Origin of the sequence: Sphingobacterium sp. SGR-19 (assembly GCF_011043555.1) — a bacterium.
Lineage (GTDB): Bacteria > Bacteroidota > Bacteroidia > Sphingobacteriales > Sphingobacteriaceae > Sphingobacterium.
On record NZ_JAAKGS010000011.1, the window covers coordinates 67,382 to 85,106 of the forward strand.

A 17,725-nucleotide genomic window follows, 5' to 3' on the forward strand; every position below is an offset into this window, starting at 1 on the left:
TCGGTGGTTAGAAAATTAGGATTTAACAATAATATAATATGGATAAGTAATCAGCCAAACACGGAAAAGATAATTTTGTAACGCTCGAAAATCTTGTTAAAAGATCCCGGATGGAGACAAAAGAGATGGAACGTTACGTACAGTTAGAGGAAGCCGAAGCTATTATCCAGTTAAAGCATGGCAGTGAACCTTCTTTTACCTTAATATACCATCGCTATCACCATAAAATATACGCGAACATTCTTAAAGTTGTACACTCGCCCGAGCACGCGCAAGAAATTTTGCAGGATGTTTTTCTGAGTTTGTGGCAAAATCGATATAAAATCGATGAAAATAGGCCGCTGGAGAACTGGTTGTTCGTCGTTAGTTTCAATAAGTCCATGGACTTTCTCAAAAGAAAGCTGAGGGAGCATATTGATTTTGTTGAAGACTATGATAATCTCTACGTGAATATCGAAGATGTACAGGAGCAAGACGACATCATAACGGAACAGTTACGCATACTGGAAGAGGCTATCGATCAATTATCTCCTCGTAAGAAAGAGGTTTTTCGACTGTGCCGCTATGAAGGGTATTCAAAAGAACGCGTAGCGGAGATGTTGGATTTATCGGTCAATTCTGTATCTGAGTATCTCAAACAAGCAAACAAAAGTATTAAGCAATATGTATCCGGGAGTAATCCGTATGCCTACGAAAATGGGGTCTTATTGCTTCTGTCCGCTTGCATCTATATGTAATAAACGGCAGCGCCGATTGCCTTTATTTTTACGTTTTAGTAATAATTTCTTAACTAGGTAGACCATTGCCTCCCGATGCGACCCATCGTATTTATATATGATGGGAAACAAAACGCGAAAGAGTATCCAGGCTTTCTGGAAGGGCCGGCTAACGAAGGCCGAAGCAAAAGAGCTGCTCGATAAATTAGACAATCAACAGCCAGCCTTACAGCGGCAACTAAAAAGAGAACTTGTCGACGCCAGCGAAAGCCCGGAGCTGCTCAGCGCGAAGCGGTCAGCCGAACTATTGCAAGCAATCCGTAACAAAGCCGGCATGCAAACGCCGGTAAAAAGGATGTACCCATATAAATGGGTGAGCGCCGCCGCGGTAGTTGTGCTCATCGGTATCTTTGGGATCTTTTATAAGCAAAAGAACACCGAGACTGCGACGGAAATAGTATATACGGAACCTGCACGACCTGAAACTTACACTATTAGCTCGCAGCATGATTCACTACAATTTGTATTGGACGATGGATCTGTGGTGTTGCTCTCGCCACATAGTACGATTTATTACGATAAAAATTATGGTACCCAAAACCGCAGTATACAACTGAGGGGCGAAGGAAAATTTGTGGTGGTGCGCGACAGTACGTTACCTTTTGAAGTCGTAGCCAATGGATTTACAACGACGGCACTCGGTACAGAATTTATTGTTGACGGCAGAAACCTCGATAAGACGACAGTTCACTTGCTTTCTGGGAAGGTCGTAATCCGCTCCTCGAAGGAAGCTCGGATGTCGATACAGGACACTTACCTAGCGGCTGGAGAAATGTTGTATATCGATGAGGCGAGTAATACCGTATTAACGAATCCCGTAGTGGCGCCTAAACCAACTATGCAACCGGCTAACGCAGACCAGCGTATAGCCAACAGTGATCAACGACAAAATCTCCGATTTGATCGACAGGATCTGGCAGAAGTGCTCCGCCAGATCGCGATAAAATTTGATAAAGCTATCCGAATAGATCCAGCGGTGCCACGGAACTTAACGTTTACGGGCGAGTTTTCGGCGGATGACGACTTGGAAACCATATTGTCTACTATATGCTTGGTTAATGACCTACAACGCGGTAGTGGGGATGGGGACGAAGTGCTTATCCTTTTAAAGGATACAACTGTACATTATCAGACACCCGACACAACTAGAAATAAAGTAATTGAATAATAAATAATTCCAAACAATCAATACACATGAAAAAAAACAGCGTTTTTCTTTATTTATTTTGGCTATGCTTAGCTTATCTGTTCTTTGGGGTGGATGAGCTGCAGGCCCAGCAAATCGGGCAAGTAAAAGGGCGTGTGCTCGATGAGGGAGGGAATCCCTTGAACGGAGTTTCCGTGTCAACGAAAGGATATGGAAATACGAAGACCACTGCATCGGATCATAACGGCGTCTTCCTATTGAACAATCTGCAAGTGGGGCAACGCTACACGATCGTTTTTTCGCTTGTCGGTTATCAAAGCCATGAAGAACTGGATTTTTTAGTCAGCGCAGACGACAAGAATTCGTTATTGGTCCGGCTGGCAGAACAGTCGTCGGAGCTGGAGGAAGTGGTCGTCACGGCGTTAGGTATTACCCGTGCTTCGAAATCTGTCGGATTTTCTGTACAGCAGGTCGACGGCGATATGATACAAGAAGCACACGAGACTAATCTCGTGAATACGTTGAGTGGCCGCGTGGCAGGTGTGCAGATTACTAACTCTTCTGGCGGTATCGGTGCTTCATCCAATATACAGATCAGGGGGCAGAATTTTGTTAGTGGCTATAACTATAACAATTCGCCGCTATTTGTCGTCGATGGTATTCCGATAAGTAATAACAACGAACAATCCACACGTGCCTTTACCGGGAGACAAGACTTTAATAACCCCAATTTTACAGGAGGGGAAGGTGAGGTAGACTATGGAAATGCCGCTGGAGAAATCGATCCGAATGACATCGAAAGCATTTCGGTGCTCAAAGGACCAAATGCAGCGGCATTGTATGGTTCACGTGCTTCGAACGGAGTGGTGTTGATCACGACGAAATCGGGGAGGGGTGCCAAAGGAATGGGAATTAATTTTAACTCACACGTGGATTTCGGAACGCCCTTGAAACTTCCAGATTATCAGTACGAATATGGCCAGGGACGTTATGGTGTTTACGAGTATGTAGATGGCATGGGAACGGAAGCCAATAAGTACGACAACGTAATGGAAAACTGGGGGCCTGCTCTAAATGGACAATTGATAAAGCAATGGGATTCGCCTATCGACCCAGAGACCGGAGAACGCATCGCAACGCCTTTTGTGGCACATCGAAATCAGCTGAAAGATTTTTTACAGACTGCTAAAACGTTTACAAACAGCCTCTCGATATCCAATAGTAACGATAAGCTCAACTATCGTTTTTCGTACACAAACTTATCACAGTCAGGAATGGTCCCCAATACGGACCTGAACCGAAATTCACTGGGTGTGAACGCAGGGTATCAGATCCTTCCTAATTTAAGGTTAGATGTAGCGATGAACTGGGTAAACAGTGGAAGCGACAACAGAGCAAGTTACGGTGCCAAGAACGACGAATCTGTTATGCGGATGTTTTTATACATGCCCCGTAACCTAGATATTAGATCGTTGCGGGATTACTGGCGGCCCGAAAGCGGCAAGACGGAACAGCATTCTCCCATTTTTAACATGAACGGCACCATCTGGAATAATCCTTATTTTGTTGCCCACGAAAACCTTAACGGGAACAACAGAGATCGCGTATACGGCAATGTAAAAGCTACGTACGACATTCGTCCTGACCTGAAGCTGATGCTGCGGTCGGGTCGGGATTTTTATAACGATAAACGTACGATGCGACATGCCACTTCATCCAGTCAATATAAAAATGGATATTATCAGGAGGATGATGTTTATTTTATCGAAACCAACCACGATATGCTCCTGAGCTATAGTCCAAACTTAAGCTCGAATTTCTCTTTCGATGCTTCGCTAGGGGGTAACTTGATGACCCAGATTTCGAAACGTCTGGGTGCTATTGCACCTCGTTTGGCAATTCCGAACGTCTACAACCTGACGAATAATGGAGAACCGCTGTTGGCTGGAAACACCTATCAGCAAAAGCAGATCAACTCGATCTATGGAACTACCCAAATAGGGTACAAGGATGTAGTTTACCTGGATTTGACGGGGCGTAACGATTGGTCGAGTGCATTACCAAAGGCCAACAATTCGTATTTCTACCCCTCCGCATCATTGAGCGTCATCGCTTCCGACTTATTGGGCTGGACCAGCGAAAAATTCAATATGCTGAAATTGAGGGGGGCCGCCTCTTCGGTGAGAAGGGATTTAGAGCCATACCGGACATCGCCGAATTTCTTGGTGACCCAAGGCTGGGGAGGAGAGACGGTAGCTATTCATAATAACAACTATCCTAATGAGAACATTCGGCCCGAGAAAGTGGTTTCCTACGAATTTGGATTTGATTCGAGATTATTTAGCAATCGTCTAGGACTAGATCTGACCTACTACAAAAGTAGGACAACGGACCTGATTATTCCCGTAACACTTAACCCGTCTGCTGGTTACGATACTAAACTTATGAACGTGGGCGAGATGACGAACCACGGAATAGAACTTATGTTGAGCGGTACGCCTGTACGGACTACCAATTTTTCTTGGGATATTTTTATAAACTATTCCTTCAATAGAAATAAGGTGGTTTCTCTTGCGGAAGACCGCGGTATTTCCCGCATCCGCCAGTTGGAACGCTGGGCTTCCTTGGAACTCCGGACTGAAAACACGAAAGGCGATGGCTCTTCGGGCTCGCTTTACGGAGATTATCTGATTTACAATGACAATGGTCAGTTAACGCATCGTAATGGTCTCCCCCAAGAAGAAAATGGCGACTGGGGGTATTTAGGCAATGTTAACCCGAAATGGATTGGCAGCATCGCTAATGATCTTGGGTATAAAAATTGGAATCTCAGCTTCTTGTTTGCAGGCCAAAAAGGAGGAGTGGTGCATTCCAGGACTTACATTGAAGGTATACGAGCAGGCAGTCTTCCGGAGTCGCTTCCGTTCCGGGATGAAAATGGCGCCGGAACGATTATCGGTGAAGGGATAGATATCGACACGGGACAACCCAACGCTGTTGGTATTCCAGTGCGGGATTATTGGAGAGAGTATTATAACAACGACCGGATAGCTACCTTCGATGCGTCTTATCTTAAATTAAGAGAGTTGAAAATAAGTTACAGGTTGCCGCAAAATCTGTTACAGCGGACGGCGATAAAAGGAGCTTCTGTATCATTTATCGGGAGAAATTTGATGCTATGGTCTGATGTACCGCATATCGACCCAGAAGTATCGGCTTACGACGGCCAGTTTGTAGGCGTGGAGGCTATGTCATTGCCATCGATGCGGAATTTCGGAATGTCGGTGAATGTGAATTTTTAATTGCGTTTAAAAAAATAGTGTATACTAATGAAAAAATATTTAGCGTGTTTAGCGGTTGCAGTGATGGCTTTTCAATCATGCAACGATTTCGAAGAAATTAATATCGATCCCAATAATCCGGCCGTTGTGCCGGTGGAGATGTTGCTTCCACCCGTCATCAGCGGTGGTGCGAATACCATGGTGGGAAGTGGACGTAGGGCTGGACAGTATGTACAGCATCTGGCGTATCCGGGGGGGACAAGCGAAAGTGATGGCCGTTTTAATCTCACGGGAGCAAATTGGCGAGAAGAATGGAATGGCGCTGTACGGTTGATCAAGGATGTTAACCAGATGAAATTGCTGGCAGAGCAAAACAACCAGCCGGAATACATCGCCTTGGCACACATCAATAAGGTGTATATTCTTTCGCTGGTAACGGACGCATTTGGCGATATACCTTACGATGAGGCGGGAATGGGAAATGTCGACGGGCTGGAATTCCCGAAGTATCAGGCGCAGGAAGAGGTTTATCAACGGATGTTGGAAGATTTAGAGGCGGCGAATAACCTGCTCGCTGAGCTCCCTGCGGGCGTTTCCGTTAGTCGGGATATCCTGTACAACGGCGACCTGCAGAAGTGGCGCAAATTTGCAAACGCGTTAAAGATACGGATCCTGATGAGACAGTCTGCAAAGAAGGACGTTTCACAGCAGGTTGCCCAAATATTCAATAACCCGGATCGTTATCCGGTATTCTCCGCCGTCGATGACGGCGCTACGTTGGTGTATAATAATTCCAGTGATTATTATCCGTGGTTTATTCAAAACCCTTCATCAGACGGCAGTGGCGTTGACTTTTCGGATAATGCCCGGGTAAGTGACGTGATGGTTGGATTATTGGAAAAAGGTGGTGATCCACGCCTCTTCATTTATGCTGCCCCGACCAGAAATTCATTTTTGGCTAACGCTGGCGATGCTAACAAAGAACTGCAATACCGCGGACAGACTGCGGGTTTGAGCTCGGCAGAACAGGAAGAACTGTATGAAAGTACTGGGCTTAAGGAGGGTGACTTTTCTGTGGTGGGTCGCCGCATCCGACGGGACAACCGGGCTTTTCTAATGACATACAGCGAACTGTTGCTATTAAAAGCGGAAGCAATCCAAAGAAATATGGGCGTTACGGGACAGGCAGCGGAAATTTATCGAGAAGCTGTTAATGCCTCGTTCGGCAAATGGGAGCAAGTAGGAAGTCAAACGCAAACCCAAAATCCTTATATTAGTGAGGACCAGCGCGATGCCTACTGGGCAAACAGTGTAAATCAATATCAACCGGAAAAGGGCCTTACTATGATTGCGGAGCAGTATTTCATTGATAGTTTTCTGAATGGTTTTGAGGGTTGGGCGTCGTGGCGTCGTACCGGTGTTCCTGAAATAAAACCGGGGCCTTCCGTTCTGGCACCGATACCGGTCCGGTATGTGTACTCCGACAACGAACAGAATAATCCGAGTTTAATCGAATGGGTAGAACAGCACATGGATGGAAAAATGCCGAATCACAATGTGAAGGTGTGGTTTCAACCGTAGTCCAAATAAAATTTAAATCGATGAAAAAAACATTTCTTTCAGCACTTGTCGGTGCAGCGATCTGGATGGCTGTGCCTACACTCGCACAGGTCAGGCCTACTGGGTATCTGCCGAATCTGCACTCCCATAATGATTATACCAGGAATCATCCTTTCGCACAGGCATATGGCCTGGGCTTTGGGTCGATTGAAGTCGATCTCTTTTTAAAAGACGGTGAGCTTTTTGTGGCACATGAATACCAGGAAATTGCTGCGGATCGTACTTTCGACAAGTTGTATCTGCAGCCCATCCTCAAGGCATTTGCGGATAGCGAGGACGGCTATCTTTACCCAGAGCAGGGACAGTTGCAACTTTTGATCGATCCCAAAACAGGCGGCCAAGCGGTATTGAAGGTGCTGACCGAAAAACTTAAACCACACCGAAACCTGTTTGACAGCAAGCATAACCCCAAGGCCGTAAAAATTGTTATCAGTGGAAACCGACCAGCGCCGGAAAATTTTCATCTGTATGATGAAATTTTCTTTTTCGATGGCGAGTTGGACAAAACGTATACGGCTGCACAGCTGGAAAGGATAGGACTCTTTAGCGCACCATTTCCGCGGTTCTCTGAATGGAATGGGCTGGGCCGGCTGACTCATCCTGATTACCGTAAGGTAAAGACGACGGTGGATTCGGTGCATCGCCTTGGAAAAAAAATCAGGTTCTGGGCAGCACCTGACACGAAGACAACTTGGTATGAATGGATAAAAATGGGTATTGATTACATTAATACGGATCAACCGATGGCGGCGGCGGCGTTTATGCAGGCGTACCCCAAAAACAGCTATATGAACGATGATTTCTACGAGCCTTACTTGCTCCGCGGGGAAGAAAACACGTTCCCTGAACGACCAAAGAACGTTATCCTGTTAATCAGTGATGGGGCAGGCATGTCGCAGGTTTGGGCGGCTGCGATGGCGAACAAGGGGCAATTGAATGTCTTGAATATGTCATATACAGGCTACCTGTTCACCGGCTCTACGGATAACTACCATACGGATTCTGCTGCGGGAGGAAGTGCTTTGGCAACCGGGATAAAAACAAAAAATCGATTTATCGGCGTGGATACCTTAGGAAAGGCTGTATCAAACATCCCCGATCGTCTATATGAAAAGCATATTGTGAGCGGTATCATTTCAAACGACCGTGTTACCGGCGCTACGCCTTCCGCGTTCTACGCACACGTGGACGAACGAAACATGTCCGATAGCATAGCACGCAATTTGTTGGATAGCAAATTATCGCTTATCGTCGGCGGATTCCATCCGGTGTTTACCAAAGCAGATAGTGCGCTATGGAAGGGGCTTGAAGAAAAAGGGTTCGAAGTTCGCCACGGTGTGGCCGGGATGGATAGCGTAGATAGTGAGCGTTTATTAGCGTTTGGAGCAGACAGTGCTGATCGGGAATGGGATAAATTAGATGCTGATCAGAACAGTTTGCGGACTGGTTACAGGATGATCGAAGATGCATTCTCTCCGAGCGTAAGCTTTTTGAAGGAGCGTGGCGAGAACGGCTTTTTCCTGATGGTAGAAGGGGCGAAAATAGATGGCGGCGGGCATAGCAATTCTATGCCGTTTACGGTATCCGAATATTTGAGCTTCGACCGTTTAGTGGGGCAGGCGCTCCAATATGCCGACGAGGACGGAGAGACTTTGGTTATCGTCACATCGGATCATGAAACCGGAGGATTGGTGCTCCTAGATGCGGATAAAGATAAAGGACACGTATTGGGTGATTTCGCTACTACGGATCATACGGGTATTCCGGTGCCGTTGATGGCTTACGGGCCCGGAGCAGAGCTTTTTCAAGGCTTTCTGGATAATGCCGACATCGCAAAAAGGATTTATCAAGTGCTTAACCTGCCCGCTGACTAGAAGGGGCGGCATATCGAAAAAGAGCAGGCCGACAAAGCCTGCTCTTTTAGACGAAGGATAAACGACTTCTTCTAACGAAAGGTCCATTAATTCCTCCACCTTCTTTTTTTCAATTTGAGATCGGTTGATCGGAATACGGACGTGCTCTGATTGACTTTATGTTTTCTTGCCTTAAGACAAGTCTATTAGCTGACGATAGGTCTAACTTTGTTTGTCGTAGGATGTTGTACTACCCCAAAAATCTGTAGCAATGAATCAAATAACGGCATCGATAACGCTTACAGCTCTTGGATTGATTTCAAGTACTGTGAGCAAAGCGCAATATACATTAACGGAGATGGTTGGGACGGAGGATACCGTCTTAGACAGTTCTTGGTTTCAGGGATATGTTGAGGTGAACGGACTAAATATGTATTATGAAATATATGGAGAAGGGAAGCCGCTTGTCTTGATTCACGGCGGAGGGTCAACTATCCAGACTACTTTCGGAAAAGCTATCCCATTATTGGCGAAACATAGAAAATTAATTGCCGTGGAATTGCAGGCGCATGGTCGTACGGATGACAGAGATACGGCGTTGTCGTTTCAGCAGGATGCGGATGATGTGGTCACACTCTTAAAAAAAATAGGAGTCGATAAAGCTGATTTTCTCGGGTTTAGTAACGGCGGTACAACAACGTTATATATTGCGATGGAATACCCGGCTGTAGTGAATAAAATCATTTTGGCTTCTGCGCTGGCTAAACGTAGCGGTGTGCCCGAATGGTTTTGGAGTTTTATGGAAAACGCCGAACTGGGGGATATGCCCCAACAACTGAAAGACGCCTATTTAGAAGTTACGCCCGATGTGGGACGGTTACAGGTGATGCATGATAAAGACGCCACTAGAATGGTGAATTTTTCGGATATTCCTGACGAAAAGATAAAATCTATAAAGGCCCCAACCTTGGTGCTGATAGGTGATAAAGACGTCATCAAGTTAGAACATGCAGTAGAAATGCATCGATTGATTACCAATTCGGAACTCGCCGTAATCCCAGGAGGACATGGCGAGTATCTCGGAGAAGTGACAACCTTGAAGCCGGATTTTAAAGAAGAGGAACTCGTTATTCCGCTGCTGGAGAAATTCTTGGATAAGGCTTGGTAAACTCTATTCTACACTTCAGAGAGCATCGACCGTTGTAATGGGATTTCGAAGGTGTCGTGTAATTTAGCTTCCACATCATCTGGCTGGGTTAATGTGTAATATGCTCCGATGAGCTTCAATCCTAGATCTGTTCTGATAATGCCTATTTTGAGGAAACCAAATTGGTCATCGCAATATGCAATCAACTGGATGTCGTTGTCTACCTTTTGTAATGGGGTAACCAAGGGGTTATCGTGACGTGCTATCGAGTGGAGGACAGCGTAACCACCTGCACCAGCAACAATGTAAGGCACCATGCTACCATCTGGGTATGTTTTATGAAAGCGCTGGTAATTGTGTACATGGCCACTAAACACGGCATCAGGTATCACAGAAGCTTCTGCAAAGGCGCCCTCGAGGAAATCGATCATGCCAACACTCGATCCGTGGTTTGTGTCGGCCGAGTACGGAGCGTGATGTATGCATACGATAATCGCTTGCTCGTCACGTTGGATAGCGGCATCTCGTAATTCTTCTATAAACCATTTGCGCTGCTCATCGGTAATCATACCGTGCTTGGTGACGTTAGGATACAGACCTATAAAACGTGCAAGCGGCGTCTCTAATGTCCAATATACGTTGGGCTGTATCATGCTCTGCCGGTTCACACTGGTGTCATAAGTTATAGGGCGGCTGTGGGTATCACAGAAGACGTCCATGAAGGCGTCGAGGCTTTGATAGGGATTAGAGGCACTTGGATTGATGTCGCCATCGTGATTACCGGCAATGGCAAAAATAGGAGCTGGATAATTCTTATAAGGCTTTAGAAACTGTTCCGGATATTCGTTTGCTTCGCCATAATTATAAACGATATCACCTAAATGGAAAAGGAAGGCAGGTGATGCATCTTGATGTCCTGCAATTTGTTGGGTCAACGTGTGGGCAACTGTTGCCTGAAAATCGGAATGGCGAACACTGCCCGTGTCACCGACCATGTGGAAAAACATACGATCTTGAAGATCACTCGTACGTTCCCCGATGATCTTTTCTAGGTTTAAGCGATATGGATATTCGCCTGTAGGGAGTGGTAGTGGCTTAAAGTTGTGTGAATCATCATTGATATGGGTCAACACAACGGGGACATTGTATTTTATATTTTCCATAATGCAAACATAACAAATCAATATTAGCTTAATGTTAAATCGGCGAGACTTAACCTGATAATGCAAACTTATGACATAAAAGTAACCGCCGTCTCAAACATTTTGGCTATGTTCGCAGCTTTTGGATTTTAACATCGTTACCACAATTTTATTTATGATCGCGGAATTAGAAGGTAAGGACATTAAACAGGTTTATGAAACGTCCATTATCCAACAAACGGCCTATTGGTCAGAAGTAAAAAACTTACAGGGATTGCATACGAGGGCATTTAATTTTAGAACGAAGCAATCTGATTTATATACAAATAGCAAAAGCGACGCCTACTTTATAGGAGATATACTGATTGTCATCCAGCCGATTGATAAAGAACATAGTATTGCTTATGTGCCTTATGGACCCGAAATAGAACCCTCAGAGGAAAATCAAGGCTCTTTTTTGGAACAGCTGTCTGAAAGCTTGCGGACGTTTCTGCCAGCGAAATGTATTATGGTCAGGTATGATTTGCCTTGGCAATCGCTGTGGGCAAAAGACGAGAGTTGTTATGACGTGCATGGTAATTGGTTAGGTGTACCCGAGAAAAATATACAGGAGATTCGACTTAATTATAGTACGAACCATTGGAGGTTGAGAAAAGCCAATACCGATATTCTTCCTTCTAACACTATGTTCTTGGATCTACGGAAAGATAAGGACACGCTCTTAGGAAATATGAAGCCAAAAACGCGATATAATATCAACCTGTCGCAACGAAAAGGTGTACATGTACGTTCGTTGGGTATTGAAAGTTTGGAAATCTGGTACGATCTATACCGTCAGACGGCGACCCGAAACAATTTCTTTTTGCATGATATACAGTATTTCCGGATTGTACTTTCGGCCAGAGCAAATGATACTTCTTCGCCTGCGGATGTGTATCTACTAGTTGCCGAAGTCGAAGATAAACCGTTAGCGGCGATGTTTTTGGTAATCTCGGCCAATAGAGGGACGTACCTTTATGGAGCTTCCGCTTCAGAAAACCGGAATTATATGGCTACTTACGCACTGCAATGGCGCGCAATGGAAATGGCGAAGGAGCGGGGCTGTACGGAATATGATTTTTTTGGGACTGCACCAAATCCCGATCCATCTCACCCTATGTACGGGCTTTATCGGTTCAAAACAGGATTCGGTGGAGAGATGTATCATCGTATGGGTTGCTGGGATTACCCGTTGGATATGGAGAAATATAACTATTATACCTCAATGGAATTTAAAAACCAACGTTACCATTTAAGTTAATACTGATTTTATATATCACTATCCCCCCCTTAACCTTTAAAATGCCGCATCCGAATGTTTTGCAGCTGTACAAACTCATCTTAGTAGTACCCCTAATGTAAAACATTCGACGCGGCGAGCTTTACCCTTCCAATTCCATGATCTCCTCAGCCAGCTTTTCCCAATTTTGTTGGAGCTGCTGAAAAGAGGCTTTGGTAGAATTATACGTTCTGGTAGCTTCTTGAAGTTTCTGCGCATCTGAATAGATCTCTTCTTTTGCTAAATGTGCTTCAAGCTCCTTCACCGACTTCTCTTTTTCTTCTATTTGTTGTTCTAGTGTTGCCAGCTCTTTGTTTTTGCGCTGAATAAGCCGGTTTTTGTCTTCCGATGGCGGAGTCTTTTCTTTTTTTGGCTGTTCTTTCTCTTTTACGGCTTTCTTTTCCGCCTGAGGTTCTTTTTTCACCACACGTTTTGCACTCCATTCTTCATACTCTTGGTAAGTTCCCGGGTATTCTTTGATTTCTTTATGTTCGATGAACCAAATTTTATTGGCCACCTGGTCTAAGAAATAACGGTCGTGCGAGACAACGATAAATGTACCTTCATACTGCTGTAAGGCTTGAATAAGTATATTGACCGAGGCCATGTCCAAGTGGTTGGTCGGTTCATCGAGCACAAGGAAATTCGCATCGGCAGTCAATGCTTTTGCCAATGCTACGCGTGATTTCTCTCCACCGGAAAGCACCTTGATTTTTTTGAATACATCATCGCCGGTAAACAGGAAGCAACCTAAAATGGAGCGTAATTCTGTTTCCGTATGTTTGGGAGCAAAGTTAACCAGTTCCTGTATAATGCTGTTTTCGAGATGCAACGCCTCGAGCTGGTGTTGCGCAAAAAAGGTTTGGGAGACGTTATGTCCCTTGATACTCTTACCTTCGTACTCCTTGTCGGCATCCGCCACAATACGGAGCAAGGTCGATTTACCTTTACCATTGGCACCGATCAGTGCTATTTTGTCTCCTTTTTCAATGATGGCACTTGTATCGCGCAAAATTTCCAGGTTGGGATACGATTTGGAAATATGCTCCAACGTAACAACGTGCCGTCCCGAAGGCTTAGAAAATTTAAAGCTGAAATTTACCTCCGGATTATCATCGTCTACGTCGTCCACTTTTTCCATACGGTCGAGCGCTTTGATGCGGGATTGCACCATTTTCGCTTTGCTTGCTTTGGCACGGAACCGCTCTATAAGTTTTTCCTCCTGTTTAATTTTTGCCTGCTGATTTTTAAACTGGTTGCTCTGGATTTCCTCACGCAGCGATTTCTCCTCCAGATAGAAAGAATAGTTGCCTGCGTATACGGTAAGTTTTCCTTTACGGGATTCGACAGTTTTATTGATGATCCGGTCGAGGAAATAGCGGTCGTGGGAAACGATGACGATAGCGCCCTCAAATGCCTGTAGATAATTCTCCAGCCATTTGATGGAGGGTAAATCCAAGTGGTTGGTCGGCTCATCCAATAACAGGATATCGGGTGCTTGGAGAAGAATGCGTGCGAGCATCACCCGCATACGCCAGCCTCCGGAAAACGTAGCTAATGGCCGCTGCTGTTCATCTTCCGAGAACCCTAGTCCGGCGAGGATTTCGTGTGCCCGAAACTCAATATTATAACCATCGAGTGCCTCAAATTCCATCTGCTTATCGCTAAGCTTATTCAGTACTTCGTCAGAATAATCGGTTTCCAGTTTTTTGAGCAATACCTCAATCTCCGAATGCAATTGATTCTGCCGTTCAAAGGCTTCCATGGCTACATGTAGGATGCTTTTATCGGAATGATAGGACAACAGATCTTGGTTAAGATAACCAATCTTTAAATCCTTTGCCATGGAAATGGTGCCCGACGTGGGGGTGTAATCGCCCACGATTAATTTCAGCAAAGTAGACTTACCCGTGCCATTTGCACCGATTAAGCCTGCTTTGTCTCCCGGTTTTATATGCCAGTTGGCATCGTCATATAATGCACGCGAGCCAATCTCAAATGTTAAATTATTAATTGATATCATTTGCTGCAAAAGTAATGAATATTTCTGCTTCTTTGGCTACCTTTGCAGATATGTATAAATTAGTTAAACCTGTCTTTTTCACGATGGATCCCGAAACTGCACACCATAGGGTAACGGGCGGATTGCGCGCGTTTACTAAAATTTGGGGTGCAAAGTCATTGCTTAAGTCACTTTATACGGTAAACGATTCTCGTTTGGAGCGCGAAGTATTCGGATTAAAATTTAAAAATCCGGTGGGGCTGGCTGCTGGGTTTGATAAGAATGCGGAGTATATTGAGGAGATGGTAGGTTTGGGCTTCGGCTTTATCGAAATCGGAACGGTAACGCCACGTCCGCAGCCGGGAAATGATAAGCCAAGGATGTTCCGTTTGGTAGAAGATAAGGGGTTGATAAACCGCATGGGATTTAACAACCAGGGAGCTGACGTAGCTGCGGGTCGCTTGAGGCGCCTGAAAGATCGAAATAATTTGATTATTGGCGGAAATATAGGCAAGAATAAAACAACACCTAATGAGGAAGCGGTAGACGATTATATATACTGTTTTAATGCCCTTTTTGAATATGTAGATTATTTTGTAGTCAATGTGAGTTCACCCAATACACCAGGACTACGCGACTTGCAGGAAAAAGAGCCGTTAAAGAAAATTTTGAATACACTTCAGGATTTAAACTACACGAAATATATCCAACGGCCAATTTTACTCAAAATAGCTCCTGATTTAACGGATTCCCAATTAGATGATATTGTGGAAATTGTAACGGAGACAAAAATAGCAGGTGTTATTGCGACGAATACGACCATTTCAAGAGAAGGGCTACATAGCAACCCTGCTTTGGCGAAGGAAGCAGGAGGGGTAAGCGGAAAGCCGCTTACTAAACGTTCTACCGGGGTTATAAGATACTTAGCGGAGCGATCTAATCGTTCTTTTCCGATCATTGGCGTAGGTGGAATTCATTCGGCAGAAGATGCCATCGAGAAACTCGAAGCAGGAGCAAGCCTAGTGCAGGTTTACACCGGTTTTATTTATGAAGGGCCTGCCTTGATCAGTAGAATATGCAAAAAACTGTTAAAGAGTTAAGGATTTAATCGCGGTCCAAAAATTTCCGATCTTCGTCTGATAAATTGTCGTAGGGGGACGGGGGGTGTATTTCTGCATTATCCACTGGGGTGGTATTATTAATGCTGTACTCCTTCGGATGGCTCTTTTTACGACGGAATACAATCCCACCGGTAATAACGCCCAGCACAAAGAACACACCTAAAATTAATAACTTCGAGGTACGGATCTCGCCGAAAAACCAAAAACTTGCTTCTTCTTTGTTATTAAAGAGGATAACCAGCACAAATGCCGTGATAATGCCGAATATGACGGTTTTGGGTTTCATAAAACGCTGTTATTTTCTACAAACCTAAGTAAATTCAATTTTATATACAATATAATTGCGTTAGCGTATAACTGAATCTGTTTGCCAGCTAATCGGCAGTGTCCAAAATTTTGTGTCATGTGGAGAGATTTATAAATTTAATATTCAATTAACTTGTATGCGGTATCTTTGAAGACACAAATCGAAGAATGGCCCCAGATAACCTGTTATATGAAGATTGGCTATTAGCTATCCAGGAAAAAGACGATAAAGACGCCTTCGGTAAACTGTACCGTTGCTTTTGGGATGGGCTTTATGTGCATGCCCTGCGCCGTATTCGTGATCCGCAATATGCCGAAGATATGGTGCAGGAGCTTTTTATACAATTCTGGGAGAAGCGTGCACGACTGGATACGCAGATAAACCTGCCGGCATATCTTTATGGTATATTGAAACATAAGATTGTAGATTTCTTCCATTCCAACAAAATAAAACCTCAACTGCTGGACTTTTGGGCCGAAGATCTATACGCTTTTGTACAACAGCGTCCCGAAGAGCTGGACACCTATCTGGCTTTGGAACAGCTCTTAGCAGAAGAACTGGACCGTATGCCAGCCAATATGAGACAGGGCATTTTACTTAAATGGGATGAGTTTAGCATCCGGGATATTGCAACGCGTCTAGGACTTTCTGAACAAACTGTGAAAAACAACATCAGTGAAGGCAGCAAACGCCTGAAACAAGCTTTATTATCTCGCGGTATAGATGGTTATAGCACCGTGATCGTCTTGCTCGCACTCCGATCGCTCACCGCAATGTGACTTTTACTTTTTTTTCCACCTTAGCACTATCCTCCATGTAAAACATTCGAAGTGACGATTTTTATGAACAAGTGTTTATTTTGGTCATGAACTCCCTTTGTTCGGTTTGTACAACTTTTTTCTAAAAAAAATGTAGTTAATGATAACTTAATAGAACATTAACGATTAATCAAAGTACCTTTTTGCCTTTTTTCCGACATACGGTAAATGAGCAAACAAAAAGTAAAACGCCGGTTATTTCAATTTTTAGTCAATCGCTACCAGCAAGAGAAGGTGGGGGAGCGGGAGAAGCATTTATTCAATGCTTGGTATGATAGTTTAGACTGGCGTAAAAATATGGATACAGCCGATTACGCAGAGAGACGTAGCCGATCGTGGCAAAAAATACACGATGCGATTGGAGAAGAAGAGAACCTAATAGAAACAAAACAAAACCGATTTGTCGCTTTCAAACGTTGGGTAGGGAGTGTTGCGGCGCTTTTGTTGGCTACTATCGGTTTTTTCTACTGGAGCATACAACAGGAGATCAAGCAAACACAGGAAACTGTGTCTATGCCAGCCTACCGTATTTTCTCCACCGGGGTGGGCGAACGTAAAGTAGTCAGTCTTCCCGACGGATCGGAGGTAACGTTAAACGCACGGACAAGTCTCCGTGTCGACGAAAATGCCTACGGACGGTCCGCCCGAGAGGTCGAACTCCTTACTGGAGAAGCTTTTTTCGAGGTAGCAAAGGATAGTAGCCGGGCGTTTATCGTGCAGGCTGGCCGTTTGCAGACAACCGTTTTGGGGACTTCTTTTAATATACAGACCTATGCGGAGATGGAAGAGCAGGTGATTTCGGTATATACCGGTCGCGTGAAGGTACAGCGTGGGAACAGCAACTTGGGTACGCTCGAAAAGGGGCAACGTATCCGCTTCGAAAAACAATATGCCAATAGTACAACGGACGAATTTGATACGCAACAGGTTTACAGCTGGACAAGCGGAAAATTGGTGTTGCAGGATGCTGGATTTGCAGAATTGGCACTGGCCGTTAAAAACACTTATGGTGTAACACTCGTCGCCGACAACGACCGTATTGCCCGCCAGCAATACAGCTTGCCGATCCGCAAATCGGTGTCACTGGACGAGTTCTTAGAGGCTATACAATCCATTCACCATAACCAGATCAGAAAGGAGGGCGAGCGCGTGATTCTTTATTAACCTAATCTAATATTATAAAGGAGTTAACG

At 44.7% G+C, this 17,725-nt stretch carries 13 protein-coding genes; 10 read left to right on the plus strand and 3 right to left on the minus strand.

The features are described 5' to 3' along the window. Nucleotides 1-110: 110 nt before the first annotated feature. The 6 genes from G5B43_RS17605 (at nt 111) to G5B43_RS17630 (ending at nt 9,845) form a co-directional block, all read left to right on the plus strand. Nucleotides 111-737 (plus strand): RNA polymerase sigma factor, encoded by a 627-nt coding sequence (locus tag G5B43_RS17605; RefSeq protein WP_165296116.1) that lies wholly within the window; start codon nt 111-113, stop codon nt 735-737. Between the two features lie 97 nt (nt 738-834). Next, the gene (locus G5B43_RS17610; protein ID WP_165296117.1) at nt 835-1,944 is read left to right on the plus strand and encodes a FecR family protein; all 1,110 of its coding nucleotides are present in this window, start codon (nt 835-837) and stop codon (nt 1,942-1,944) included. Nucleotides 1,945-1,970: 26 nt separating this feature from the next. Continuing rightward, nucleotides 1,971-5,225, plus strand: a complete 3,255-nt coding sequence (locus tag G5B43_RS17615) for a SusC/RagA family TonB-linked outer membrane protein (protein ID WP_165296118.1) — start codon at nt 1,971-1,973, stop codon at nt 5,223-5,225. 27 nt (nt 5,226-5,252) lie between these two features. Beyond that, nucleotides 5,253-6,785, plus strand: coding sequence for a SusD/RagB family nutrient-binding outer membrane lipoprotein (locus tag G5B43_RS17620; protein ID WP_165296119.1), 1,533 nt, complete (start codon nt 5,253-5,255; stop codon nt 6,783-6,785). A 20-nt stretch (nt 6,786-6,805) separates the two neighbouring features. Then, entirely contained in the window at nt 6,806-8,698 is a 1,893-nt protein-coding gene (locus tag G5B43_RS17625) for an alkaline phosphatase (RefSeq protein WP_165296120.1), read from the plus strand. Nucleotides 8,699-8,948: 250 nt separating this feature from the next. Continuing rightward, the gene (locus tag G5B43_RS17630) at nt 8,949-9,845 is read left to right on the plus strand and encodes an alpha/beta fold hydrolase (RefSeq protein ID WP_240904911.1); all 897 of its coding nucleotides are present in this window, start codon (nt 8,949-8,951) and stop codon (nt 9,843-9,845) included. An 8-nt stretch (nt 9,846-9,853) separates the two neighbouring features. On the opposite strand, the gene G5B43_RS17635 is transcribed toward G5B43_RS17630, so the two are convergent. Then, nucleotides 9,854-10,987, minus strand: coding sequence for a metallophosphoesterase family protein (locus tag G5B43_RS17635; protein ID WP_165296121.1), 1,134 nt, complete (start codon nt 10,985-10,987; stop codon nt 9,854-9,856). Nucleotides 10,988-11,141: 154 nt separating this feature from the next. On the opposite strand from G5B43_RS17635, the gene G5B43_RS17640 reads away from it, so the two are divergent. After that, a complete protein-coding gene (locus G5B43_RS17640) occupies nt 11,142-12,266 on the plus strand; it encodes a lipid II:glycine glycyltransferase FemX (RefSeq protein ID WP_165296122.1) in 1,125 nt (374 codons plus the stop codon). Nucleotides 12,267-12,387: 121 nt separating this feature from the next. On the opposite strand, the gene G5B43_RS17645 is transcribed toward G5B43_RS17640, so the two are convergent. Beyond that, a complete protein-coding gene (locus G5B43_RS17645) occupies nt 12,388-14,307 on the minus strand; it encodes an ABC-F family ATP-binding cassette domain-containing protein (protein ID WP_165296123.1) in 1,920 nt (639 codons plus the stop codon). A 50-nt stretch (nt 14,308-14,357) separates the two neighbouring features. On the opposite strand from G5B43_RS17645, the gene G5B43_RS17650 reads away from it, so the two are divergent. Then, nucleotides 14,358-15,386: a quinone-dependent dihydroorotate dehydrogenase gene (locus G5B43_RS17650; RefSeq protein ID WP_165296157.1), complete on the plus strand. Its 1,029-nt coding sequence runs from the start codon at nt 14,358-14,360 to the stop codon at nt 15,384-15,386. A 4-nt stretch (nt 15,387-15,390) separates the two neighbouring features. Here G5B43_RS17650 and G5B43_RS17655 read toward each other — a convergent pair whose 3' ends face one another. Next, the gene (locus G5B43_RS17655; RefSeq protein ID WP_165296124.1) at nt 15,391-15,693 is read right to left on the minus strand and encodes an LPXTG cell wall anchor domain-containing protein; all 303 of its coding nucleotides are present in this window, start codon (nt 15,691-15,693) and stop codon (nt 15,391-15,393) included. A 188-nt stretch (nt 15,694-15,881) separates the two neighbouring features. Here G5B43_RS17655 and G5B43_RS17660 point away from each other — a divergent pair, with 188 nt between their 5' ends. Beyond that, nucleotides 15,882-16,493, plus strand: coding sequence for an RNA polymerase sigma factor (locus tag G5B43_RS17660; protein ID WP_165296125.1), 612 nt, complete (start codon nt 15,882-15,884; stop codon nt 16,491-16,493). 207 nt (nt 16,494-16,700) lie between these two features. Further along, a complete protein-coding gene (locus G5B43_RS17665) occupies nt 16,701-17,696 on the plus strand; it encodes a FecR family protein (protein ID WP_165296126.1) in 996 nt (331 codons plus the stop codon). The last annotated feature ends 29 nt before the right edge of the window (nt 17,697-17,725 follow it).